The sequence below is a fragment of the Flavobacterium sp. B183 genome (assembly GCF_023539155.1).
GTDB lineage: Bacteria > Bacteroidota > Bacteroidia > Flavobacteriales > Flavobacteriaceae > Flavobacterium > Flavobacterium tructae.
This window is the reverse complement of record NZ_CP097434.1, coordinates 2,916,965-2,940,385: the sequence shown is the minus strand read 5'-3', so window position 1 is coordinate 2,940,385 and position 23,421 is coordinate 2,916,965. Positions and strand designations below refer to the sequence as shown.

The window sequence follows — 23,421 nt, the reverse complement described above, 5'->3', positions numbered from 1 at the left end:
AATGAACAATTCAATTGAAAAGGGAAAACCAATCGCTATCACCAGTTATATTTTGATTATTGGGGTACTAATCGCAATGTCGATGAACTCTGAAGACAAAAACAGCTTTGCTTCTTTTCACATTCGTCAGGCATTAGGATTGTCTTTAACCTTTATTTCGTTCGGAGCCATCATCAGCAATTTTGACAGCTTCTTTATTACTTTCCCCATGTGGATCTGTATTTCAATTTTATGGACTTATGGCATTTTTACCGCCATTCAGGGACAAACAAAACCAATTCCATTAGTGGGAGAGCTTTTCCAAAAATGGTTCCAAAAAATAGGGTAAATTTTAAATTACAATTAGAAAAAATCCAAATTTTAAATTCCAAATTCCAACAACAATGGTTTTAAGATTTTAATCGCTTCTTTTATCAAACTGTACAAGGATAAAGCTTGTCAGGCTGAGCGAAGTCGAAGCCCGACAAGTTTTATCTTAATACAACTTACATTTCACAACTCACATCTTACATCTAAAAATGAATCTATCTCTAGAATATAAAATACAAGAACCAAAAGTTATCTTAGATAAAAATCCTGTTTTAATTTTATTACACGGATACGGCAGCAACGAAGCCGATTTATTCTCGTTTGCAACCGAACTTCCTGATCACTATTACATTATTTCAGCCAGAGCCCCTTATGATTTACAATATGGCGCTTACGCTTGGTACGCCATTAACTTTGATGCCGATCAGAATAAATTTTCAGACAATGAACAGGCAAAAATTTCCCGTGATGTAATTGCCCGCTTTATTGATGAATTAACGACTAACTACCCTATTGATCCTAATAATGTAACTTTGGTTGGTTTCAGCCAGGGATCCATTTTGAGCTATTCCGTTGCACTTTCGTATCCTGAAAAAGTACAGCGTGTAGTAGCAATGAGTGGTTATTTTAATGAAGATATTATCAAAGACGGTTATGATAAAAATGACTTTAAAAACCTAAAATTCTTTGCCTCACACGGAACTGTCGATCAGGTAATCCCAATCGAATGGGCCAGAAAAACGCCTGCAATTTTAGAACATTTGAATATTCCAATCACCTACAAAGAATATCCGGTTGGACATGGTGTTGCTCCGCAAAATTTCTTTGATTTTAAGAACTGGCTGACGGAATAGTTTTCAGTAAAAAGTAAAATGTGTGATGTAAAAATGATTGTTTTATCATTTTTACATCACACATTTTACATCTAACATCAAAAGCTATAAAAGTCGAAACGTTATAATCTATTCGCCTGTATAGATAATTTTACCATTCTTTTTCAGCACATAACCTTTCCAGGCAATTAATTGATAATCATCCTTTACCCAAGGCTCTCCTTCTGATTTTCTTTCTAAAAGGATTACTTCATCTTGAGTGTCCAGAAAAAGTTCTGCTTTATTTCCATCAAAAATAACATAAGCTACAGTGGAATATGTTTTTCCATCTTCGGCATGAGCTAATTTTGTACCGACTTCAAAAAGACGAACACATTCTTTCTTAAGAGCCGACCAAGTGTAACCCGCAGAAGGTTTACATCCATGAGCATCCGAATCTCCTCCAACAACAGCTGGTTTAACTTCTTCTTTCTTTTCAGAATTTTTATTCTCTTCAGCGACTTTCTTTCCGCAAGAAAATGAAAGTCCCGCAATAATAGCAAGCAAAAACACCTTTTTCATAAGTCGAATATTTAGTTAAACTGGTCTGGAAGTAAGAAAAGAGCTTCTTACTTTTGATACAGCCAGGTTTGGTTTACCTCAAAAGTAATACTTTCGTCATCATTAACAAAGTACTTCAACAATACTTCTCCCCACATTTCACCATTGCTGTAATCAGCAATAATCCATCTGTGATTTAAAATTTTCACCTTATTGATGATAAATTTGTTCGGACCAATTTTGTCTTGTCCGGTATAAGGATTCCCGTTTGGATTTGCATTTAAATCCAATAGTTTCTCTGTTACCAGCGGAATTAGTTTTTCATATAAAATAACTTTTCCTCCGGTTGCACTATTGTCAAAATAATTCTGTGCATTTTCATTGTGCTCCAAAGAAAAATAATCTGCTTCCGCCAATTTTGTTGACACCAAATTAATACTGTCTCTCAGCTTTTTGGTCGTTTTTACATATCTGTCCTGCTCAAATTTTACTTCGCTGCTGTAAAACATATAGGTAAAAACATTCATTAATATCGCAAGGATAAAAAGGTAAAGCATTAAGGATTTTTTCATTTTTGTAATATAATTAAATTGTAATTTCTAAATTATCATAAGCCAGAAAAACATTTTCGGGCAATTGTTTTTGCACTTCTTCATGAAAGCCTAAAACGTGACTAATATGCGTTAAATAAGCAACTTCAGGTTTCACCAAGTCGATAAAATCCAATGCTTCCTGCAAGTTAAAGTGAGTTTCGTGCGGTTCTAAACGCAAAGCATTTACGACCAACACCTTTAAATTTTTAAGTTTTTCAACCTCTGCTGCATCGATCGTTTTTACATCCGTCAAGTAAGCGAAGTCATCGATGCGGTATCCAAAAACCTGCAAGTCACCGTGCATGACATTAATTGGAATTGCTGTTTTATCGCCAGCGGCAAAAGGCACGTCATTCACTACCTCAATCGTTTTAACGCTGGGTGCACCCGGGTACTTGTTTACAGTTTCAAAAACATAATCAAAACGACGTTTTAAATTGTCGATTACACGTTGATGCGCGTACACAGGAATCTCGCCCTGTCTGAAATTATAAGGGCGAATGTCATCTAAACCGGCCGTATGATCAGCATGTTCGTGTGTAAATAAAATAGCATCGAGCTTTCGGCAGCCACAGGAAAGCATCTGTTGTCTGAAATCAGGACCACAATCGATCACATACGAATGATCGTCCCATGTAATCCAAATAGAAACACGAAGTCTTTTATCCTTAGCATCAGTGCTTTTACAAACAGGATGATCCACTCCGATTATCGGAATGCCTTGAGAAGTACCAGTACCTAAAAAATATACCTTCAATTGAACTTAATTTTTTTACAAAAATAGGATTATTTCTCTTTCATTAGAAGGCTAATTTACTAACTTTGTAACAAATCTATTTAAAATAAAATGGGTACAGAAATAAAACTCAAAGGTGACAGGGTCATCGAACAGATTCCTTCTATAAAAGACAAAGCATTACGCATTAATTTAAACGAGAATATTTACGGAACATTTGCTGAAATAGGCGCCGGACAAGAAACAGTAAGGCATTTTTTCAGATCCGGAGGTTCATCGGGAACAATTGCAAAAGCAATGTCTGCCTATGACAAAGATTTTAGTGATGCCGTTTATGGAGCTGAAAACGATGGACGTTATGTAACTGAGGAACGGTTAAAAAAAATGCTTACCCATGAAGGGCAAATCATCGAAGAACGATTAAGCAGAGAAAAACATCCAACAAAGCTTTTCTTTAGTTATGCCAACACTGTTGCTACCATAGATTTCGCTAAACAATTTAAAGGTCATGGCTGGGTAGGAATCCGCTATCAAATTGAACCGGATGAAGCATACAACGAAATTATTCTACACATTCGTTTTAAAGAAACTGATGCCAGACTACAACAGGAAACACTTGGAATCTTAGGAGTTAACCTAATTTATGGTGCTTTTTACAAATACAACGATCCAAAACGATTACTTCGTTATTTATACGATCACTTAGACAAAGACCAACTCGAAATCGACACCATTAACTTCTCAGGGCCTCGTTTTGCTCATGTTGATAATCGTTTGATGAGTTTACAGTTGGTTAAAAACGGAATGACTGATGCCGTAATGTTCAATCCGGAAGGAAAAAACATATTACCAGCAGCTATTTTATACAAAAAAAATCTTCTTGCCTTAAGAGGAAGTTTCCGTCCGGTTACAAAAGTAAACATGGACATGTATGAGAAGTCACTTAAAATGTTTTTGGAAGAAAACAAAGTAGAAAAAGACAATACACTGGTTATTTTCGAAATTACTCTTTCTAACTTACGTTCTGATGGTGAAATTGACGAACGTGACTTTATGGACAGAGCCGAATTACTTTGCTCTCTGGGGCAGACTGTAATGATTTCAAATTTCCAGGAATATTATAAGGTAGTAGAATATTTTGCTAATTACACCAAAGCCCGTATGGGATTGGCAATGGGTGTAAACAATTTAGTCGATATTTTTGACGAGAAATACTACCGTCATTTAAGTGGTGGAATATTAGAAGCCTTTGGAAAACTATTCTACAGAGACATGAAAGTTTTCTTATATCCAATGTTGGATGAAAATGGAGTTTTAATGAATTCAAACAACTTAAAAGTACATCCAAGAATGAAAGAATTGTACAAATTCTTTAAATTCAATGGAAAAGTAATTGATATCGCAGATTATGATCCGCATAACTTAGAAGTTTTCTCTCGTGAGGTACTAAAAATGATCAATCAGGGAAAAACAGGATGGGAACACATGCTTCCAACCGGTATTGCCGAAATCATAAAAGAACATCATCTTTTCGGATACCATCCGCAGAAAGAACTGGAGCAAAATACATAATAAAAAAAGTCCCTTTATTGGGACTTTTTTTTGTTTCAAATTTTCTTTGTTTCAGGTTTTCTTTGTTTCAGGTTTTGGTCCGAACAAAATTTGACCGCAAAGCACGCTAAAAATAACATAAGTGTTGCGTATAAAAATAAAAAAAAGTTCGCAAAGTTTATTCAATATGAAGCTTTGCGAACTTTGCGTATAAAGACTTAGCGTGCTTTGCGGTAAACAATTCTAAACTAAGATTTCAAACTCAAACTTAAAACCTGAAACTTGAAACCTGAAACAAAAAAAACTTACTTCAAAATCTGTGCAGCGTGTTCTTTCGTTTTTACTTTTTCGATTACCTCGTCAATAATTCCGTTTTCATCTATAACAAAAGTCGTTCTGTGGATTCCGTCATACTCTTTTCCCATAAACTTCTTAGGTCCCCAAACCCCAAACGCATTAATTACAGATTTATCTTCGTCTGCCAATAATGGAAAAGGAAACTCGTACTTATCTTTAAATTTTAATTGTGCTTTCTGACTGTCAGCACTAACACCCAGAAGTTCGTAATTATTCGCTTTAAAACGCTCAAAATTGTCTCTTAAATCACAAGCCTCAGCTGTACATCCGGGAGTACTTGCCTTCGGATAAAAGAAAACAACCAACTTCTTTCCGGCATAATCTGCCAGTTTATGCGCCTTCCCATCCTGATCTACTCCTGAGAAATTTGGTACTTTATCGCCTTTTTGTAATGTTACCATTTATTTAGATTATTAGATTGTTAGACTTCTTAGATTATTCGATTGTTAGATTGCAATTTAAAAATAATTCATTCCCCATAATCAACCATTCACCTATCACATTTTACAATGTACATTTTACAATTCACAATTAAAATAATACTATTTTTACGGGATTAAATTTACGGAAATGAATAAAGAAGCTCGAGTAACATTTGTTATAAATACGTTAAAAGAACTCTACCCCACTATACCTGTACCATTAGACCATAAAGACCCCTACACGTTATTAATTGCCGTTTTGCTTTCGGCACAATGCACTGACGTTCGTGTAAACCAAATTACTCCTATACTTTTCGCAAAAGCAGATAATCCATATGACATGATTAAAATGTCGGTTGAGGAAATTAAAGAAATTATTCGTCCTTGCGGTTTATCCCCAATGAAATCTAAAGGAATTCATGGATTATCACATATTCTGATCGACAAACACAATGGTGAAGTCCCACAAGATTTTGAAGCTTTGGAAGCTTTGCCAGCAGTTGGACATAAAACAGCAAGTGTAGTAATGTCACAGGCTTTTGGTGTTCCTGCCTTTCCGGTTGACACTCACATTCACCGATTAATGTACCGATGGAATCTTTCGAACGGAAAAAATGTAGTACAAACGGAAAAAGATGCTAAAAGATTATTTCCTAAAGAATTATGGAATGACCTGCACCTACAGATTATCTGGTACGGACGTGAATATTCCCCGGCAAGAGGATGGGATTTAGAAAAAGATATTATTACCAGAACTGTTGGTAAAAAATCGATATTAGAAGAAGCTGCTAAAAAGAAAGTTTAGCAGCTTCTTTTATTTTTACATGCTTCCTTTAAGAGCATTGTATTCTTTTGTCATATTCAACGATCTGTAAATACCTAAGAGCGATTTTACAGCATTTTCATTTTTAGGCTCAATCACAAGTGCTTTTTTAAGATATGGAATGGCACTTTTTACCACCTCGTCCTTCTGAGCATCCAATTTATCAAATTGTTTCATTTCATTGGCACTGGTACCCAATGATGACATCTGATCCTGAATTTCTTTTCTAAACTGCACTTTAACATAAGCCAGATTTAAGCAACAGGTAAGGCAATCCTGATTCACTTTTAATCCATCTTCATAGTATTTCTCCGCATTGCGAAAATCATTTCTCTCCAGATAAGAAAAGCCTAAAGAAACCAGAATCTCTTCTTTCTTAGAAGGCGGATTAAAATTTCTTGGTTTTTCATATAAACCTTCATTAATACTAGATTCTCTTGCACTCATCGAAATAAATACTTCTTCTTGCTTTGTTTTTTTATTTGTAGCATAAAAAACCATCCCTTTTCCGGAATAGTTTATTTTTTTTAGCTCCTCAAAATACTTTATGGCAGCATTGTAATCCTTACCTGCTAAAGAAGAAGAGGCCGCATTGAACAAGTTTAGGGTGTCTTTTTTATCAAACAAATACACTTCGTAACTCTTATCGGCACTTTCTTTAAATTTTCCAATTTTATAATCATTGTACGCACCATCGACCAATTTTGACTTCATTTCTTTCAATGCCGAACTCGCTTTAAAAGCATACTTATAATTTCGGGATTCATTTTCATACAATAACACATCCTGATAAGCTGCTGATGCCAATGCAAAATTACTTGCAGCATCGACATTTTTAGTTGCAAGATCCTTATAAACATTACCTTTTGTAAAAAAATAATCCGTCTTTACCTCGTCCGGTGCATTTAATATCTGATATTCAATTTTTTTTAAAACGGCTAATGCTTCCTGGTTTTTCCCTTTAGCATAATAAGATTGTGCCACTTTTAATTCTTCTTTTTGAGCAAACGCTCCAATACTTATCATCAGGAATAATGATACTATTTTTAGGTTCTTTTTCATTTTCGGTTTGGTTTAGTTGTTTAAAAGATTTTAGGGTAATCCAAAATGAGGCACTATCAAGAACATCCAAACGAAAGCAGTAAAGATTATTACAACATCCGTTTAAATACCTGACAAGAACTCATCATTCTTGCTATTCTTTACAAAATACCAGGAGAAACAACAAACGAAACAAAGTGTGGGTAGTTTTTCTTCATCAATTTTTTGGTTTTTGGTTAGACTTATAAAAGAATCCTCTTAAATGAACTTTTCTATATATTGAAAGGTTTTTAATACACAAATCATCTATATAGAGCAAATTCATTGAATAAAAATCCGCTTTTTAACTATAATAAAGCTAAATATAAAATAAATAAATGAAAATCAAACAAAACATAGAAATTTAACAAATTACCCATCCAAAATCTGAAGACTTCTTTTTACATCAATCAGAAGACACTAGCCAAAATACAAAGCTTTCCAACCTGAATATCTGACTCTTAGCATAAGTTACGTTTTGTAAAAAATTACTGATTTTAAACGCAAAAGAATTCTTCCAATTCTTTGCCGCGGACCAACTGAAGCAAAAAAAACTCACTACCTGCCTTTACATGCAAATAGTGAGCTTTCAACCAGAACGACCATCTGGTTTTTCTTTCGAAACAAACATCCGACAAATGTAGTGGGCTGTTTAATTAGCTATAATTTCAAAACTCTTATCTTCAATTTTCACAACTTTCAAGGCTTGTGAATAACTAAGTAAAAAAGAAATAACTTCTTTTTTAGGTTTTAAATCTTTAGAAGCTAATGCTTTTTTAGAGTAAATTTTCGCCATACCATCAAAACGTTTTATACTAGTATAACGAAGCAATACCTGAATTAGTATTAGTTGGTTAAAATAATTTGATGTTTATCAATTATTTTTCTCAAATTCATCAAAGCATATCGCATTCTTCCCAATGCTGTATTGATACTCACATCTGTAAGCTCTGAAATTTCCTTAAAACTCATGTCCTGATACATACGCATCACCAATACCTCTTTCTGATCTTCAGGCAACTCTTCGATGATTCTTTTTAAATCAACCTCGACCTGATCAAAAATCATTTTATTCTCAATAGTCAAAGAATCATCAGACATGACAGAGAATATCGAAAACTCTTCTGTTTCTCTGTACATTGGCATCTTTTTGGTTTTACGAAAGTGATCCACAATCAGATTATGGGAAATACGCATCACCCAAGGCAAAAATTTACCTTCTTCATTATAGGAATTACTTTTTAAGGTTTTGATTACCTTAATGAAAGTGTCTTGAAAAATATCATTTGAAATATCTCTATCCGCAATCTTTGAATATATAAATCCATATATCTTAGACTCGTGCCTTTTAATTAATGTTGCAAGAGCATTTTCGTTGCCTTCAACATAATTTTTTACCAATAGAGCGTCAGGAATATGCACATCAGCCATAATACTACTTTTTTAGTTTCTATTTAAAATTTGGAGTAATTTTATAAAAAGTAGTTTTATTTTATAGGCGTGGCTTTTGAGTTATGGACTAGTGTTAATATTTTGATCAAATTTAACAAATTAATATTTTAAAAAGCAAACAAAAAGACGAATAATTAACAATAAATTGTTAATTATTGCAGGACACATTTCATTTTTGTCTCCTTTTAGATCAAGTCAAACCCAATTCGACACTATTTTAACATGAAAAAACACAATTAAAAAACAGAAAAGCGAGCATTTGTGCAACCTTAAAACGATTTGTCTATTTTTAATTTAGAATAAGAATTTGATCCGCTATTTTTCTCCAATTATATTCATTCTTTTTCTCACACTGATCTGATCGCATTTAACTCTTAATCTATCCAATCTCTTAATCACAATTCTGTTAGAATTTGGAACAATCTGATTAACAAAATTGAAATCAAAATTGATTACTTTTGTAGAAATTGACTTTTTTTATGCAAATTGATCTTTCGACACTCGACCCAAAACATAATATTATCATTAAAGGCGCACAGGTACATAATTTAAAAAATGTAGATGTGGCGATACCCCGAAATAAATTAGTTGTTATTACAGGCCTTTCAGGATCAGGTAAGTCGAGTCTTGCATTCGATACCTTATATGCCGAAGGACAGCGTCGTTATGTCGAAAGCTTATCTTCGTATGCGCGTCAGTTTTTGGGACGTCTGGACAAGCCAAAAGTAGAATACATTAAAGGTATTGCGCCTGCCATTGCTATTGAGCAAAAGGTAAACACTACCAATGCGCGTTCTACTGTGGGGACTTCAACGGAGATTTACGATTATATGAAATTGCTTTATGCCCGAATTGGTCGTACCTATTCTCCGATTTCAGGCCAGGAAGTCAAAAAAAATTCCGTTACCGATGTAATTACCGATGTAAAAACGTTAGAATTAGAAAGTAAATGGCTCCTCCTTGCCCCTATTCATCTTGAAGAAGGCAGACAGCTGGAAGACAAACTGAAAGTGTTGCTTCAACAAGGTTTTGCACGTATTTTGGTTCATAACGAAATGGTTCGTCTGGATGATTTTTCACCAACAGATCTTCATCAATTAGACAATAAAGACATTCTATTGATTATCGACCGAATTGTGGTTAAAGAAGAAGAAGAATTCTACAATCGTCTGGCCGATGCAGTACAGACCGCTTTTTTTGAAGGAAAAGGCATTTGTTATTTACAAGAACTGAACTCCGATAAAAAATTCTCTTACTCGAATAATTTTGAGCTTGACGGAATTACTTTTTTAGAGCCTAACGTACATTTGTTCAGTTTCAATAACCCCTACGGAGCCTGCCCGGTTTGTGAAGGCTACGGAAATATTATTGGTATCGATGCTGATTTAGTGATTCCAAATACTTCTCTGTCCGTTTTCGAAAGCGCCATTTACCCCTGGAGAGGCGAAAGCATGAGCTGGTACAAAGACGAACTGGTAAAACACGCTTATAAATTTGATTTTCCTATTCACAAACCTTTCTTCGAACTTTCAGAAGAACAGAAAGATTTAATCTGGAAAGGAAACCAGTATTTTCAAGGTCTAAATGATTTTTTTAAAGAACTTGAAGAGAAAAACTATAAAATCCAGAACCGTGTAATGTTATCCCGTTACCGTGGAAAAACAAAATGTCATGCCTGCCGTGGCAAACGCTTGCGCGAAGAAGCATCTTATGTAAAAATAAACGGCAAAACGGTCTCAGATTTAGTCGATTTGCCCATCAAACATTTAGTTACTTTTTTCAAAAACATCGATCTTAATGTTTACGAACAGCAAATTGCAAAACGATTAATGGTCGAAATCAACAATCGTTTGTCTTTTTTAACTGAAGTTGGTTTAGATTACCTGACTTTAAATCGAAATTCGGCAACACTTTCGGGTGGTGAATCACAACGTATCAATCTTGCTACTTCTTTGGGAAGCAGCTTAGTTGGATCTATGTACATTCTGGATGAACCCAGTATTGGTCTGCACCCAAAAGATTCTGAAAGATTAATTAAAGTTCTATTGTCACTTCGTGATCTGGGCAATACCGTAATTGTAGTTGAGCACGACGAAGATATTATGAAAGCCGCCGATATGATTATTGATATTGGTCCCGAAGCGGGTACATTTGGTGGAAAACTGGTCGCTCAGGGTACGTATAAAGAAATCCTGAAATCAGATTCACTAACCGCCCAATACCTGAACGGTGATTTAGAAATTTCTGTTCCGAAAAGAAGACGTAAATTCAAAAACCATATTGATATTGTAGGAGCAAGAGAGAACAATTTAAAAAATATCAATGTTACTTTTCCTTTAGACGTTTTAACCGTCATTACCGGAGTTTCCGGAAGTGGAAAAAGTACATTGATTAAAAAGATATTGTTCCCTGCCATGCAGAAAAAACTGGACAGTGCTGCTGAAAAAGCAGGTCAGTTTAGTGAACTAAAAGGTTCGTTTTCACAAATCAAACATATCGAATATGTCGATCAGAACCCAATTGGAAGAAGTTCAAGATCCAATCCAGTCACTTATATCAAAGCCTACGATGATATTCGGGACTTGTATGCTAAAGAAAAACTCTCTAAAGTAAGAGGATATCAGGCCAAACACTTCTCTTTTAACGTCGATGGCGGCCGTTGTGAAACGTGCAAAGGAGAAGGGGCTATAAACGTCGAGATGGTCTTTATGGCCGATGTTTCGCTACCGTGTGAAACCTGTGGAGGAAAACGTTTCAAAAAAGAGATTTTAGAAATTAATTTCGATGAAAAAAACATCAACGATATTCTGACCATGACTATCGATGATGCGATTGCCTTTTTCGACAAGAATAAACAATCCAAAATTACTCAAAAGCTACAGCCCTTGCAGGATGTAGGCTTAGGATATGTACAGTTAGGACAATCCTCTTCTACTCTTTCCGGTGGAGAAGCACAGCGTATTAAGCTTGCTTCCTTTTTAGTCAAAGGAGCTACGAAAGATAAAGCCTTATTTGTTTTTGATGAGCCAACAACCGGCTTGCATTTCCATGACATTAAAAAATTAATGACTTCCTTTGATGCCTTAATTGAAAAAGGTCATTCTATAATTGTCATCGAACATAATCTTGATCTTATAAAATGTGCTGACTGGATTATTGATCTGGGACCGGAAGGTGGTGAAAATGGCGGTCATCTACTAGCTGCAGGCACTCCAGAAGACATTGTAAAAGTAAAAGAGTCTGTTACTGGAGTCTACCTGAAAGACAAACTTTAACCTTAGCAAAAATTTCAATAAAAAATCCAAATCTCAATACTATAATTGAAATTTGGATTTTTTTTTCATTTTTAAGCTGCTATGCCACTAAACATTTTTCTTCAAAAGGAAAACCATCTTCATCAATGGCAACTAATATTTTCTTTTGCTTTGTGGCTTCTATTGTCAGATAAAGCCATGCAAACGACCACAATCCCAGGGTAAGGCAAAAAATCATGAAATTTAAACTGTGGTTTACTACTTTTCCTCCTTTACTCAAAACCGCGAAAAGCAATTCATCGTTCCTTTCCTCCAGTGTAAATCCATTTTGCACTTTATTTGATATCATATTACAAAATACTTGCAAGCTTTGTTCCTGACTGAGTTGGCCGTTCTTCATAATAATTCCTTAAAAATTAATCCAAATACTACTACAATTACTTCACAATTTTAAATTCTAAAAACATTCTAATTTAAATAAACACTATAACATGTACTTTTATTGTCTGCTTTTCATAAGATATTTTTACCCTAAAACAAAAAGTATTGCCATATTCTTAGCTAAAGTTAATTTTTATAAAATAAACCACAAAACAAAAGACTGTTAAAATTTTAAGATTACATACAGAACTTCAACACTTTACCCTTTATTCTTAACATTAAAAGGAGGTGCCTGATAGTCATTATTCAGATAATTCGCAGGAATTGTAGTGGCGTTACCATCACGAAGTGCTCCGTAATGTGGAGACATGATTTCTATTCCGGCAGCATTAAACGAATCCTGAATGTTTTGATGCAAAGACGAATAAATTCTGGGTTGTTTGGTTGGCTCTTTGGTGTAAACGTTGATCTGATAGGAAACATAAAAGTCATCCAAGCTCGTTTGCAGAACGAAAGGAGATGGTGTCTGCTCGACCATTTCCGTTTTTAGAGCAGCTTCAATCAATGCTTTATAAATATCTTTATAAGGAACATCATAGCCAATCGTAACGGTAGTATGAATCAATAAACCATTATTAGCATGTTTTGTATTCGCTGAATAATTGGTTGAAGTACTTGATAAAACAGTTGCATTAGGAATCGTGATATCCTCAAATTTAGGTGTTCTGACACGAGTAACTAAAGCCGTTTTTTCAATCACCTCTCCACTAACATCGCCAATTTTTATAAAATCACCAATCTTAAACGGACGCATATAGGTAATCACCAAACCCGCCACCATATTAGCAATCGCATTAGAAGAACCCAAAGAAAATAAAACCCCCACAAATACCGAAACACCTTTAAATATTGGGGAATCCGATCCTGGCAAATACGGAAATATAACCACCAGCATGAAAGCAAGCATCAGAAAACGAATGATATTGAAAGTGGGCATTGCCCAATCGCTATAAAAACCATCAATTTTAATATTCTCTTTTTTTATCTCATCAAAAAAGAATTTGATCACTCTTATGGAATATTTAAAAATAACAATGATAACCACTATAGTGACTAAACTTGGCAGAAACCCCACAAATCCCATTACCGCAAGTTTTGCAGGCGAAAGAATCCAACGCAGCAAAGTAGTCGTATACGCTTCGGTAGCAGGAAAAATACTGAATAATAGTGGTAATGAAAGATATACTATTAAAATAAGCGTAATTACTTTAATAGCACTATACAATCGCATGAGCAAAAATTGCTGCTTTTGAGGTGAGAGGATATTGATATTATTATACTTGAATCCTTTAAAGTGTCGGTCGCTATTTTTTAGAATGTACAACTTTACCCTGTTGAATAATTTACCAACAAAATACAAAACAAATCCAATAATTAAAACCAGTAATGCTGTATATCCTAATCTTTTTGGAAGCATGGAGTAATTGTCATTCTGATACACAATCGCTCTTTTAATCAGGTTTAAATTTCGCTTTGCGATGAAATCTGCGGTTTGATTCTCTGCTTTTGCATCTACATCTAAAACAGACATGATGACAAAATCATTCTTATAAACAATGTCCTGAGAAATATCTGAAGGTACAACCGAAACCGAATCAGCTATAAAGAATGAATCCTCGTATAATTTTCTAATCTTTTCTGTAATTGCATTTGCTCTGTTTTCGGGCGAAAAAGAACCTACTTTATTGTAGACATAAAAAAGTGTGTCTTTAAATGGTTTTACGGGATATCCTTTTAATTTTATTTCTTTAACAGTCGTTTTCGATGTTTGAGAACTGTCTTTCTGAGCAAAAGTCACAGAAGAAAACAAAGTAATAAAAAGCGCTAAAAAACAAACTATTTTATTTTTCATATACTGTCAGCAATAAGTTAGTTAACCTTTCTAACAAATATAAAGACAAAACAGCTTCAATTGTAAATTACTTTTGCTTCTCTACCGAAATTACATTAAATTTTAATTCCTATCCTTTTCAAAACAGTATCGATTACTTTATTGATATCAGGAGAAATCGCAAATTTATAATTTAAATAAACATATAAAATGGTTACTAAAATTGACTTTAAAGCAATACTAACCAATTGATAAAAAGGGAATTCCCAAAAGTAAAACAATAAAAATAATGCCAATGTAATTAACATCGAGTATATTGTCTGAATAGTAAAAGGATATAAATGAAGCCTTTTAACCACAAAAAGTAATTTTGCTAAACTATATAGGGTAATCGATAGTAAAGTAGCAAAAGCAGATCCGAAGATTCCAAAAATTGGAATAAAGATCATATTTAAAATTACGGTCAACGCAACCAGCATTAATCCCAAATACAACACCATGCGGTAATATTTAGTATTAAAAATGATCGCATTATTGTTTCCTAAAATTAAATCAAAATATTTAGACAAGCCAATCATAAATACGACTGCAATTCCACCACTGTATTCTTTTGGAACCAACTCGTACAACTGACCGATATTTACAAATATGCAAAGCATTACAAAACCACCCACAATCTGTAGGTTTATTGACGTTTTTTTGTAAAGCTGATTCAACTCATCATGTTTGTTATCGTGCATTAATTTTGCCGTAATTGGATATACGATCTGATGCATAGCGCGACTTGGAACCGAAATAACCAAGGCAATATAGGTAGCAACAGAATAAAAAGCAATATTTTCAATCTGCATATATTGATTTAATATCATTTTATCTCCATCCAAAAGCAAATTGGCAACACTTCCGGATAAAATAATATAAAAAGTATATACCAGTATATCTTTTGTATTTGTTGGTATTGTAAACTGAAAAGTTGGCTTCTGAATACTAAATGCATATAACATGGTTATCAGGAATGCTAAAAAATATAAAATTGCTGTTGCATATACAAAACCTTCAACGCTAAGCCAATTATAATAAACACCTATTAATAGAAATAATGAAAATAATCGTAAGCCCACTTCCTTTACAAAATTTCCAAAAACGGAATGCATATTTACCCTCAACCAGGCATAAAAAATCTCAAAATATGCCATACACAATCCAATAAAAGGTATTAACCATATATAGCTTCTAACAATCGCATTCTTTTTTGACAAAAAGAACAGAATCTCATCATAAAAAACAAGACCAATCAGTAAAAGCGGGATTATTAATAGCAAAGGAAACAAAACCGTAAAAGATAGAAAACGGGATTTCTCTTCTTCAGTTTGATATTGCGAATAAAATTTAACCAAGGTATTTTGCATACCAATCGCAAACAAAGGCATAATCACATTGGCGCAAGAAGTCACATAATTAGTTAAGCCATAAAAAGTTGCACCCAAAAAAACGGGATACAAATAAAGTGTATTAATGGCTCCAATACCGAAACCTATATAAGTGATAATTGTATTTTTGAAAGACTGATTTAAAACAATACCCATTTTTGGATTTCTGAATTTAGATTTTAGATTGCAGATTAGCTTAGTTAATCAACTGTGCTAATTGCTTGGTTAGATTCTTTCTGGAATATTGTTGTAAACCAACGCCATTGGCCTGTAGTTTCCCTTCTAAAAACTGATTATAAAAGTCCAAAATTACGCTTTTTAACTTCGCTTTTTCAGAATAATCAAAAAATACTCCTGTATTGGTTTCTTTTATAATATCGGCAAAATCAGAACCCTGAGGTCCTATGGCTATTATTGGGCGATTGGACACCATATATTCGAATAATTTACCCGGAATTATACTTTTGGTATCTTCAGAATTAATTTCGATTAAAAGCAAAACCTGTGATTTCTTTTGGTGCGCTATCGCTTCATGATGCGAAACGTATCCTAAAAGATTCAAATAATTTTTCAAATCAAATTCAGTGATAGCATCCAATACCTCCTGACTTACTGCTCCAATTAATTTGATTTCTAAATGTGACTTGAACTCAGGAACTTCCTGAAGCAGTTCTACCAGACATTCCCATAAAAATCGCGGATTTCGATCGGATAAAAAAGATCCGATATGTGCCAAAGTAAATTTTGCATCTAAGGTTTGTTTCTCTACATTTTCGATGTCATAACCATTGGTAATCACCGAAATTGGTTTGTTGGTAATGGCCTCAAACTCCACTTTCGTAGTTTTACTTGTGACAATAATGGTATCCGCACTATTGAGTACTTTATGTTCGAGGTTTTTATGCTTTTTGGCAGCATAACTCGACAAACGCAAAGCTTTGTGATATCCAATTGTAGTCCATGGATCACGGAAGTCGGCAAACCATTTTACATTTAGTTTTTCTTTTAATTCTAAACCAATCAAATGCAAACTGTGCGGTGGCCCCGAAGTGACAATGGTGTCAATATTATTTTCTTTGATATACTTTTCTAAATAAGCCACTGAAGGTTTTACCCAAAAAACACGGGCATCTGGAATAAATAAATTACCACGAACCCAAAGAAAAGTTTTATCTAAAAAGGTTTGTTTCTTCTTGTGCGGAAAAATTCCCGAACTAATTTTCTTTGTTTTATTCTTCGAAAAAACAGAAGCCAGCTGATACGGCTCCCAGATTTTATTTTTAAGCACAACTACTTTATCGGAAATCTCACTAACCAGACCTTCATCAACGATTGGATAGGTTGGGTTTTCAGGAACATAAACTATTGGCTGTATGCCAAATTCGGGTAAATATTTTACAAATTTTAACCAACGCTGCACACCTGGTCCTCCAGCCGGTGGAAAATAATAGGTAATGATTAAGAGTTTTTTTTGTTCCATCAGATTTCATTCATTTCACAGAGATTCACCAAGTTTTCACCAAGCCTCACAAAGATCTTTAAATTATTTTAGCTTAACTCCGTGATTTCTTTGTGAATCTTTGCGGAAGAACTTTTCGAAATAAACCCCTCCAATCAAAAGCAGTAACATTCCGATACAGCTTACCAATGTAATTACACTTCCCGTTTTAACGACCTCCGGTTCAAATTTAAATTCGATAGTATGTTCGCCACCCGGAATTTCCATAGCTCTTAAAACATAATCTACAGGGAAATGATCCGTAAGTTTACCATCAATATAGGCATTCCATCCATTCTTATAATAGATCTCAGAAAAAACAGCCAAAGCATCTTTTTCGTTGTTTGATTTGTATTTAATGTAGTTAGGCTTGTACTGTACTACCTGAATAGTTCCTGTAGTATCCCACTGTTTTTTCATACGGGCATTTCTAAATTTACCCTCATGCTCACGAACGTTGAACACCGCTACCGTTTTAGTATCAATATGATCTAATGCTTTCATTACATCATCTGGTTTATTTACCAATTTTACAGTACTTACAAACCATGCATTTCCATTAGCATTTGGATTTACTGTTGGAAATTCTTTTCCTTCTTTATCCGTTTGGATGATGTATTTTACATTCAACATGTCTAAGACTTCGACATTGTTTTTTGCAATCTGATAGTCAAAAAGCTGCTGTATTCTTCTTGGTTTTGCGGCATGGTATCCGCCTAAAGAATGGTGAAAATAAGAAGCACGTGCACTTGACATGTTTCCGCTTACTTCAAAAACTCTGTAATGTGTAGTATCTTTTAAAATCTGAGCATCAGAAGGTGTTTCCTGAAATGGCGCGGCAATTTGTACCGGGCTCACAAAATCTTTGGCTGATACATATTTTTTATCAACAAAAAATAAATCAAAAATCATTAAAAGACCAACGATAATCAAAGTAGTATTCTGAGCCAGTTTATTTTTGATGAACAACCAAAGGATTCCAAAAGTAATCACGATAAAAAAGCCTGATCGCAATAAATCAGCGGAATACAAACTCTTTCTGTCTTCTTTCAAGGCATCTACAAAAGCAGGTCCGTAACTTTCTAAGAAATAATTATCACTACTGCCTGTAAAATGAAACATGCTTTTAGCGAATACAAAAATCAAAATTACACCTAATCCAAAAACTCCTGTCTGTACCAGTGCTTTCTGCTGTAATTTAGGTTCTTCTTTAGCTCTAAAAAACGACTGTAATCCCATAACAGCCAGAACAGGAAAACACAATTCAAGAATAACCTGAATCGATGACACCGCTCTAAACTTGTCGTACATTGGAACGTAATCGATAAAGAAGTCTGTCAGTAACGCAAAGTTTTTCCCCCAGGAAAGTATTAGCGATACTAATGCTCCTGTAAAAAACACATATTTTATTTTTCGATCGTCAATAAATAAAGCTAAAACTGCTAAAAAGAAAACCACAACTCCAATATAAGCCGGAGCTGCTACTATAGGCTGATCTCCCCAATACGTTGGCATTCCCGACACAAAATCCTGTGCCTGCTCTGAGGGTACTCCCTGTTCAATCATGAAAGAATACATACGGCTGTCGGTCCCTACATTTTCATGATTTGAACCTCCAAAAAGTCTTGGAGCAATTAAGTTAAAACTTTCAGCAATTCCGTAACTGTATTCCGTAATATATTCACGGCTTAGTGCATTTTCATTGGTCTTTTTAGAACCATCAGGATTAAAAGTTAATTCACTGTTGCTACGGGTACTAAATTTAGCATATTCACTAGTTGCCAGCAGATTAGTGGCATTGGCTCCAATAGCAAAAATTCCGGCTACGGCCAAAACACCAATAGCCGTTAAAAGCGATTTATATTCTTTTTCTTTGATAAAATTAAAAGCAAAATAAGCTGAAAGTATCAATAAGAAAATCAATAAATAATACGTCATTTGAAAGTGGTTGGCATTAACTTCTAATGCAACCGCAAACATGGTGAGCAGACCCCCCCAAATATACTTTTTCTGAAAAACGAGTATGAATCCGGCGATAACAAGCGGCATATAGGCAATAGCATGCGCTTTTGCATTATGTCCAACACCTAGAATGATAATCAGGTAAGTAGAAAAACCAAAGCCAATTGCCCCTATAAATGCTTTTAAAGGATCAGTTTTTAAAACCAACAACAGTCCGTAAAAGCCTAAGAAATATAAAAATAAATAATCGGCAGGACGAGGAAGAAAACGCAAAGCATCGTCTAATTTACCCACAAAATCATTTGGATAATTAGCTCCCAGCTGATAAGTTGGCATCCCCCCAAACGCAGAATTTGTCCAATAAGGTTCAGAATGTTCTGTAGCTCTAAAATCGTTTTGCTCTTTAGCCATTCCGGTATATTGAGCAATATCCGACTGGAAAATTTGTTTTCCTTGTAAAACCGGGTAAAAATAAATTAAAGAAACGAGGATAAAGCCCAGGATAACAAGGGCATGCGGATAGAACTTATTTACTATTTTCAATTTAGGCTGGTTTGGGTTAAATGATGAATCCTATAAATTAGGTCACAAATTTAATCTATTTCTTCGTAATCAACATAATCGCCAACCTTTTTGGTTTCACGAGTTTTTTTTGCATTGGATGTATCGATAATAATTTCATCATTATTCGTACGTGTTTTTTGCCATGTATTACCCTGACTATATTGTTGTTGTCTTTGAAAATTCTCTCCAGCTTTTTCTACTGCTTTTTTTACCAATACCGGCAAAAAGATTCGTGCTAAAAATTTAAAAATATAATAAAACGCAACGATCCACATTATCGTTTTAATCAGATTTACAAAAGATGCTTCTTGCATGATCATATAATTTTTTTTCAAAATTAATAAATCCATCGTTTAAAATTAAAATATCAATCTTAAATAAATAATAAAATATAGTACATTTGAAATGCGTTATTACTTTTTAATCCAAAAACACGTTTATGTTAAAAAATAAAAACTTTTTTACTGCAGCTCTTTGTTTATTACCTCAATTATTTTTTGCACAGTACACCGATGTCATCAATTCAAACCGTCCCGGCGAAACGATGTCAGCCTATGCTGTTGGAAAATCAGTTATACAGGCAGAACTTGGTGTATATGGCATCAAAGAAAAACACAATCTGCTGGATTATGACGCCAATGGTTTTGGTACAGATCTAACTATTCGTTATGGTGCTTTTTTAGAAAAACTGGAACTTATTGCGGACATACAGTACCAAATGGAAAATTTTGACACGCCATACACGAGTTATAAAAAAAATAATTTCAGACAAACGGTTTTAGGAGCCAAATATCTGATTTATGACCCCTATAAAAACTATAAAAAAGAAGCCAATATTTACAGCTACAAAGCCAATCGCAGCTTTAACTGGCACGAGTTAATCCCTGCTGTTTCGTTATTTGCCGGTGCTAATTTTGTGGGTAAAGACAATCCTTATTCTTTCTCTCCACAATCGAGCATTTCTCCAAAAGTCATGTTAATCACTCAAAATCTATTTGGTGGCGGAAAATGGGTTTTCGTAACCAATATTATTGCCGATTACATTTCAACAGACTACCCGAGCTACGGCTATGTGCTTACTCTTACACGCGGATTTAACGATAAATGGTCCGGTTTTGTTGAAAATCAGGGCTATAAAAGTGACTTTTACAGCGATGCCATTGTTCGTGGTGGAGCAGCTTACCTTATTAATCCGAACCTTCAGGTTGATGCATCTATAAGTACAAACTTCAAAAACACGCCTTCTATATTGTACGGAGGAGTTGGGGTTTCCTGGCGCTATGACGGACGTTACAAAGAAAATCAACTGCAAACTAAACGTGAAGACAGAGCCAAAAAGAATAAAGATAACGAGCTGGAACAAAAAGAAATCGATTATCAGGCAAAAGAACGAAAACGTAAATCGAAATACGAATAATTTAAATAGTAAGAAAAAAATTACCTAAATATATTTAATAATGTAGGAAAATAATTATATTTGAAAAATTATACGCCAATTTTTCAAATATGAGACATTATCTGCCAATCAACCCAGATAGATCAAAGTTATTATCTATCGTGTTTTTATTACAAAACATTATTTTTTCCTTTTCATGTGAAAATGAAAAACATGACTCATTACACAAAACTCAACTAACAGAAAATGAAATCGAAATAAAAGATGGAAGGCTTTATTTTCAGTCTAAAGAATCTTTTAGTCAATACTATCATAAGTATGTTAGTTTACCTGAAGAGGAACTAAGTGACTTATTAACCCCTTTCTACAAAAAGGGGTTTCTCTCACTAAAACCAATCGTTACAGAAAAAAACGAGGAAATGCTATTTAACCTTTACAAGGAAAAATTAAATTTGCAAGTCCCCCGAGGTACAACATCAAAAAATACATTAGTTAATTCCTCTGTTGAATCCTCCGTAAATGCCGATCCTTTTGAATCAGTTGACGAATTGATTGGTGACGAAACTTTTGCTGCCTATTTAAATATTGATGGAGAAATACAAATAGGCGAATCAATATATAAATATACTGATGTAGGCTTATTTATTGCCGATAAAACAGTGTACACAACTCTCAAAAATTTTCTGATATCAAAAAATATTTCAGAAAATCCATTTAGTAAAACTGAACTTACAGTTAAAGAAAATTTGATTCCGTCACTACCAGAAGACTTTCCGACACCAATTGGAAATAATATTATCTATTACAGACCTTCTGATAGCCCACCGACAAATTCAAAATCAACATCTATCTCTTCCAAATCAGGAAAATTAACCTCAAGTGATCCTAATTACAACTCCTTCTTTAACTCCTTAAATAACTGCAATCCTAATAGCGGTCTATTTGGAAACTTATTTGGAGATAACGATGTATGTATTGATCAGTATGAAAGAAAACGACGTGTAAAAACTAAAGCTTTTAATTACGATTATTTACTTGTGTATCATCTAGGCGTTAAATGCGTTCATCAATTTAGAGGATGGACCGGTTTTTGGCGTGTGGAAGCAACTGACGAAATAAAACTTGTAGTCGAAGCCGTCCAATTTGAATACAATCGAAATAAGCTTTTGGGCAACAATGCCATAAACAACCAAACTAAGGAACGAGCTTATTTCATGAATGGCAAAAGAGCTTTTTTCACGGGGCCAAATAATATAAATATATATAATGAATGGGGACAACCTGTGATATCATACGTCAATCTAAATAGTCTTCCTCAAGTTTTTCAAGACGATCTAACTTTTGAATTCTTTGGAACGGGATCAAGTAGTATAGACAACCTCATTCAAAATGGAATTGATAGTAATTTAAAAGCAAGTAAACTTAATGAATGGTTTTACGACGGACTTTATTCTACGGCCAAATCACAGCTGCAAACAGCATTTGGCAGCTCAACTCTCCCACCAGAAAACAGAACATTTGCCGCAAAATTTCCGCAAAACGGAAACATCATTGTTCAAAAATCTATTTCATCACAAGGGTACGATATTGGAGTAAGAGAAAAAACATTTGACTATGGAGTCAAGCTCTGTGTTAGTAGTGGAGATAATTCCGGTTGGTCTGTACAAGCGAATTTAGGATGTGATATTCTGGTAAAACCATCTAATTTTAGAGTAAAAATAATAGGTGCCGCACGTAAAGGAAATGAATGGCATGGTAGCAAATTTGGAGTTGGAATCGACTAAATATGAAAAAAGAAATAATAATCATTGTAATCATTTTACTGAGCAATTTCATTTTCGGGCAAGAACAAAAGAAAAAATTGCAATACATCAACATGACGTCAGTCTCGCTGGCAAAAAACACCGAAAGCTATTTTAACAAATACAGTAAAAATGACTCTAGAGAAAGTAATGGTGGAAGTTTAGAGATAAATACAATCCAGGGTATAAAATTCTTCGAAATCATTTCTATTTCGGGTGGCATTAGCGTAGATTGGAACATTGATAAAACTTTCTTATCCACCCCGTTTATAGTAGATTTAAGAATTTTCTCCAGTAGAAATAACAAGCCCGGTTTTTTTGCTTATCTCCAAACGGGACAAAATATAAAATGGTCGGATTCCTTTGCAGGACATGGTGTAACCGCAAAATTAGGAGCTGGCTACATTTTCACCGAAAATAGTAAAACATCATTTTATATCGATCTCTTTAAAAAAACAAAACAAATTGAAACTTCTGAATTTCAAAACAATGGCTACTATAATCTCACTAGTTTTGGTATCTCGCTGGGAATAATATTTAAATAATC

At 34.2% G+C, this 23,421-nt stretch carries 21 protein-coding genes; 8 read left to right on the top strand and 13 right to left on the bottom strand.

Annotated elements, in window-relative coordinates; all coding sequences use genetic code 11:
- Position 1 precedes the first annotated feature (1 nt).
- Both M4I44_RS12450 and M4I44_RS12445 read left to right on the top strand, forming a co-directional pair.
- Positions 2 to 328: a membrane protein gene (locus M4I44_RS12450; RefSeq protein ID WP_017498824.1), complete on the top strand. Its 327-nt coding sequence runs from the start codon at positions 2 to 4 to the stop codon at positions 326 to 328.
- Between the two features lie 190 nt (positions 329 to 518).
- Positions 519 to 1,163: an alpha/beta hydrolase gene (locus M4I44_RS12445; RefSeq protein ID WP_249964885.1), complete on the top strand. Its 645-nt coding sequence runs from the start codon at positions 519 to 521 to the stop codon at positions 1,161 to 1,163.
- A 108-nt stretch (positions 1,164 to 1,271) separates the two neighbouring features.
- Here the strand turns inward: M4I44_RS12445 and M4I44_RS12440 are convergent, their stop codons facing one another.
- From M4I44_RS12440 to M4I44_RS12430, 3 genes are read right to left on the bottom strand one after another with little or no spacing between them, the layout of a single operon-like run.
- Positions 1,272 to 1,703, bottom strand: coding sequence for a hypothetical protein (locus M4I44_RS12440; RefSeq protein ID WP_089078119.1), 432 nt, complete (start codon positions 1,701 to 1,703; stop codon positions 1,272 to 1,274).
- A 47-nt stretch (positions 1,704 to 1,750) separates the two neighbouring features.
- The gene (locus M4I44_RS12435; protein WP_035747178.1) at positions 1,751 to 2,254 is read right to left on the bottom strand and encodes a hypothetical protein; all 504 of its coding nucleotides are present in this window, start codon (positions 2,252 to 2,254) and stop codon (positions 1,751 to 1,753) included.
- A gap of 13 nt (positions 2,255 to 2,267) precedes the next feature.
- Positions 2,268 to 3,032: an MBL fold metallo-hydrolase gene (locus tag M4I44_RS12430; RefSeq protein ID WP_249964884.1), complete on the bottom strand. Its 765-nt coding sequence runs from the start codon at positions 3,030 to 3,032 to the stop codon at positions 2,268 to 2,270.
- A gap of 90 nt (positions 3,033 to 3,122) precedes the next feature.
- Between M4I44_RS12430 and M4I44_RS12425 the strand changes: the two genes are divergently transcribed.
- Positions 3,123 to 4,583, top strand: a complete 1,461-nt coding sequence (locus tag M4I44_RS12425) for a TonB-dependent receptor (RefSeq protein WP_017498819.1) — start codon at positions 3,123 to 3,125, stop codon at positions 4,581 to 4,583.
- A 284-nt stretch (positions 4,584 to 4,867) separates the two neighbouring features.
- Here the strand turns inward: M4I44_RS12425 and bcp are convergent, their stop codons facing one another.
- On the bottom strand, positions 4,868 to 5,320 hold the full coding sequence (gene bcp, locus M4I44_RS12420) for a thioredoxin-dependent thiol peroxidase (protein ID WP_249964883.1): 453 nt from the start codon (positions 5,318 to 5,320) through the stop codon (positions 4,868 to 4,870).
- A gap of 169 nt (positions 5,321 to 5,489) precedes the next feature.
- Here bcp and nth point away from each other — a divergent pair, with 169 nt between their 5' ends.
- Complete coding sequence (gene nth, locus M4I44_RS12415) at positions 5,490 to 6,146, top strand: endonuclease III (RefSeq protein WP_017498748.1); 657 nt, start codon at positions 5,490 to 5,492, stop codon at positions 6,144 to 6,146.
- 15 nt (positions 6,147 to 6,161) lie between these two features.
- Here the strand turns inward: nth and M4I44_RS12410 are convergent, their stop codons facing one another.
- The 3 genes from M4I44_RS12410 to M4I44_RS12400 all read right to left on the bottom strand — a co-directional run bounded on the left by M4I44_RS12410 (position 6,162) and on the right by M4I44_RS12400 (position 8,675).
- On the bottom strand, positions 6,162 to 7,226 hold the full coding sequence (locus M4I44_RS12410; RefSeq protein WP_017498747.1) for a tetratricopeptide repeat protein: 1,065 nt from the start codon (positions 7,224 to 7,226) through the stop codon (positions 6,162 to 6,164).
- A 670-nt stretch (positions 7,227 to 7,896) separates the two neighbouring features.
- On the bottom strand, positions 7,897 to 8,040 hold the full coding sequence (locus M4I44_RS12405; RefSeq protein WP_017498746.1) for a hypothetical protein: 144 nt from the start codon (positions 8,038 to 8,040) through the stop codon (positions 7,897 to 7,899).
- A gap of 50 nt (positions 8,041 to 8,090) precedes the next feature.
- Positions 8,091 to 8,675 carry an RNA polymerase sigma factor gene (locus tag M4I44_RS12400; protein ID WP_017498745.1) on the bottom strand — a complete coding sequence of 195 codons (585 nt, stop codon included), beginning with the start codon at positions 8,673 to 8,675 and terminating at the stop codon, positions 8,091 to 8,093.
- 500 nt (positions 8,676 to 9,175) lie between these two features.
- Here M4I44_RS12400 and uvrA point away from each other — a divergent pair, with 500 nt between their 5' ends.
- Positions 9,176 to 11,971, top strand: coding sequence for an excinuclease ABC subunit UvrA (uvrA, locus tag M4I44_RS12395; RefSeq protein ID WP_017498744.1), 2,796 nt, complete (start codon positions 9,176 to 9,178; stop codon positions 11,969 to 11,971).
- Between the two features lie 79 nt (positions 11,972 to 12,050).
- Here the strand turns inward: uvrA and M4I44_RS12390 are convergent, their stop codons facing one another.
- From M4I44_RS12390 to M4I44_RS12365, 6 genes are all read right to left on the bottom strand, one after another.
- Positions 12,051 to 12,299: a hypothetical protein gene (locus M4I44_RS12390; RefSeq protein WP_123923492.1), complete on the bottom strand. Its 249-nt coding sequence runs from the start codon at positions 12,297 to 12,299 to the stop codon at positions 12,051 to 12,053.
- 291 nt (positions 12,300 to 12,590) lie between these two features.
- A complete protein-coding gene (locus M4I44_RS12385; RefSeq protein ID WP_249964882.1) occupies positions 12,591 to 14,243 on the bottom strand; it encodes a mechanosensitive ion channel family protein in 1,653 nt (550 codons plus the stop codon).
- A 95-nt stretch (positions 14,244 to 14,338) separates the two neighbouring features.
- Entirely contained in the window at positions 14,339 to 15,808 is a 1,470-nt protein-coding gene (locus M4I44_RS12380; protein WP_249964881.1) for a lipopolysaccharide biosynthesis protein, read from the bottom strand.
- Between the two features lie 40 nt (positions 15,809 to 15,848).
- On the bottom strand, positions 15,849 to 17,132 hold the full coding sequence (locus tag M4I44_RS12375; RefSeq protein WP_249964880.1) for a glycosyltransferase family 4 protein: 1,284 nt from the start codon (positions 17,130 to 17,132) through the stop codon (positions 15,849 to 15,851).
- A 63-nt stretch (positions 17,133 to 17,195) separates the two neighbouring features.
- Positions 17,196 to 19,655 (bottom strand): YfhO family protein, encoded by a 2,460-nt coding sequence (locus M4I44_RS12370; RefSeq protein ID WP_249964879.1) that lies wholly within the window; start codon positions 19,653 to 19,655, stop codon positions 17,196 to 17,198.
- 50 nt (positions 19,656 to 19,705) lie between these two features.
- A complete protein-coding gene (locus M4I44_RS12365) occupies positions 19,706 to 20,026 on the bottom strand; it encodes a DUF4834 family protein (protein WP_017498738.1) in 321 nt (106 codons plus the stop codon).
- An 89-nt stretch (positions 20,027 to 20,115) separates the two neighbouring features.
- On the opposite strand from M4I44_RS12365, the gene M4I44_RS12360 reads away from it, so the two are divergent.
- From M4I44_RS12360 to M4I44_RS12350, 3 genes are all read left to right on the top strand, one after another.
- Positions 20,116 to 21,093 carry a transporter gene (locus M4I44_RS12360; protein ID WP_070906800.1) on the top strand — a complete coding sequence of 326 codons (978 nt, stop codon included), beginning with the start codon at positions 20,116 to 20,118 and terminating at the stop codon, positions 21,091 to 21,093.
- Positions 21,094 to 21,182: 89 nt separating this feature from the next.
- Entirely contained in the window at positions 21,183 to 22,856 is a 1,674-nt protein-coding gene (locus M4I44_RS12355) for a hypothetical protein (protein ID WP_249964878.1), read from the top strand.
- 2 nt (positions 22,857 to 22,858) lie between these two features.
- Complete coding sequence (locus M4I44_RS12350; RefSeq protein WP_249964877.1) at positions 22,859 to 23,419, top strand: hypothetical protein; 561 nt, start codon at positions 22,859 to 22,861, stop codon at positions 23,417 to 23,419.
- The last annotated feature ends 2 nt before the right edge of the window (positions 23,420 to 23,421 follow it).

Excerpts from the sequence above, each read along its gene's own strand:
- M4I44_RS12450 (WP_017498824.1), top strand. The coding sequence starts at position 2 with ATGAACAATTCAATTGAAAAGGGAAAACCAATCGCTATCACCAGTTAT.
- M4I44_RS12445 (WP_249964885.1), top strand. The coding sequence starts at position 519 with ATGAATCTATCTCTAGAATATAAAATACAAGAACCAAAAGTTATCTTA.
- M4I44_RS12440 (WP_089078119.1), bottom strand. The coding sequence starts at position 1,703 with ATGAAAAAGGTGTTTTTGCTTGCTATTATTGCGGGACTTTCATTTTCT.
- M4I44_RS12435 (WP_035747178.1), bottom strand. The coding sequence starts at position 2,254 with ATGAAAAAATCCTTAATGCTTTACCTTTTTATCCTTGCGATATTAATG.
- M4I44_RS12425 (WP_017498819.1), top strand. The coding sequence starts at position 3,123 with ATGGGTACAGAAATAAAACTCAAAGGTGACAGGGTCATCGAACAGATT.
- bcp (WP_249964883.1), bottom strand. The coding sequence starts at position 5,320 with ATGGTAACATTACAAAAAGGCGATAAAGTACCAAATTTCTCAGGAGTA.
- nth (WP_017498748.1), top strand. The coding sequence starts at position 5,490 with ATGAATAAAGAAGCTCGAGTAACATTTGTTATAAATACGTTAAAAGAA.
- M4I44_RS12410 (WP_017498747.1), bottom strand. The coding sequence starts at position 7,226 with ATGAAAAAGAACCTAAAAATAGTATCATTATTCCTGATGATAAGTATT.
- M4I44_RS12405 (WP_017498746.1), bottom strand. The coding sequence starts at position 8,040 with ATGGCGAAAATTTACTCTAAAAAAGCATTAGCTTCTAAAGATTTAAAA.
- M4I44_RS12400 (WP_017498745.1), bottom strand. The coding sequence starts at position 8,675 with ATGGCTGATGTGCATATTCCTGACGCTCTATTGGTAAAAAATTATGTT.
- uvrA (WP_017498744.1), top strand. The coding sequence starts at position 9,176 with ATGCAAATTGATCTTTCGACACTCGACCCAAAACATAATATTATCATT.
- M4I44_RS12390 (WP_123923492.1), bottom strand. The coding sequence starts at position 12,299 with ATGATATCAAATAAAGTGCAAAATGGATTTACACTGGAGGAAAGGAAC.
- M4I44_RS12385 (WP_249964882.1), bottom strand. The coding sequence starts at position 14,243 with ATGAAAAATAAAATAGTTTGTTTTTTAGCGCTTTTTATTACTTTGTTT.
- M4I44_RS12380 (WP_249964881.1), bottom strand. The coding sequence starts at position 15,808 with ATGGGTATTGTTTTAAATCAGTCTTTCAAAAATACAATTATCACTTAT.
- M4I44_RS12375 (WP_249964880.1), bottom strand. The coding sequence starts at position 17,132 with ATGGAACAAAAAAAACTCTTAATCATTACCTATTATTTTCCACCGGCT.
- M4I44_RS12365 (WP_017498738.1), bottom strand. The coding sequence starts at position 20,026 with ATGGATTTATTAATTTTGAAAAAAAATTATATGATCATGCAAGAAGCA.
- M4I44_RS12360 (WP_070906800.1), top strand. The coding sequence starts at position 20,116 with ATGTTAAAAAATAAAAACTTTTTTACTGCAGCTCTTTGTTTATTACCT.
- M4I44_RS12355 (WP_249964878.1), top strand. The coding sequence starts at position 21,183 with ATGAGACATTATCTGCCAATCAACCCAGATAGATCAAAGTTATTATCT.
- M4I44_RS12350 (WP_249964877.1), top strand. The coding sequence starts at position 22,859 with ATGAAAAAAGAAATAATAATCATTGTAATCATTTTACTGAGCAATTTC.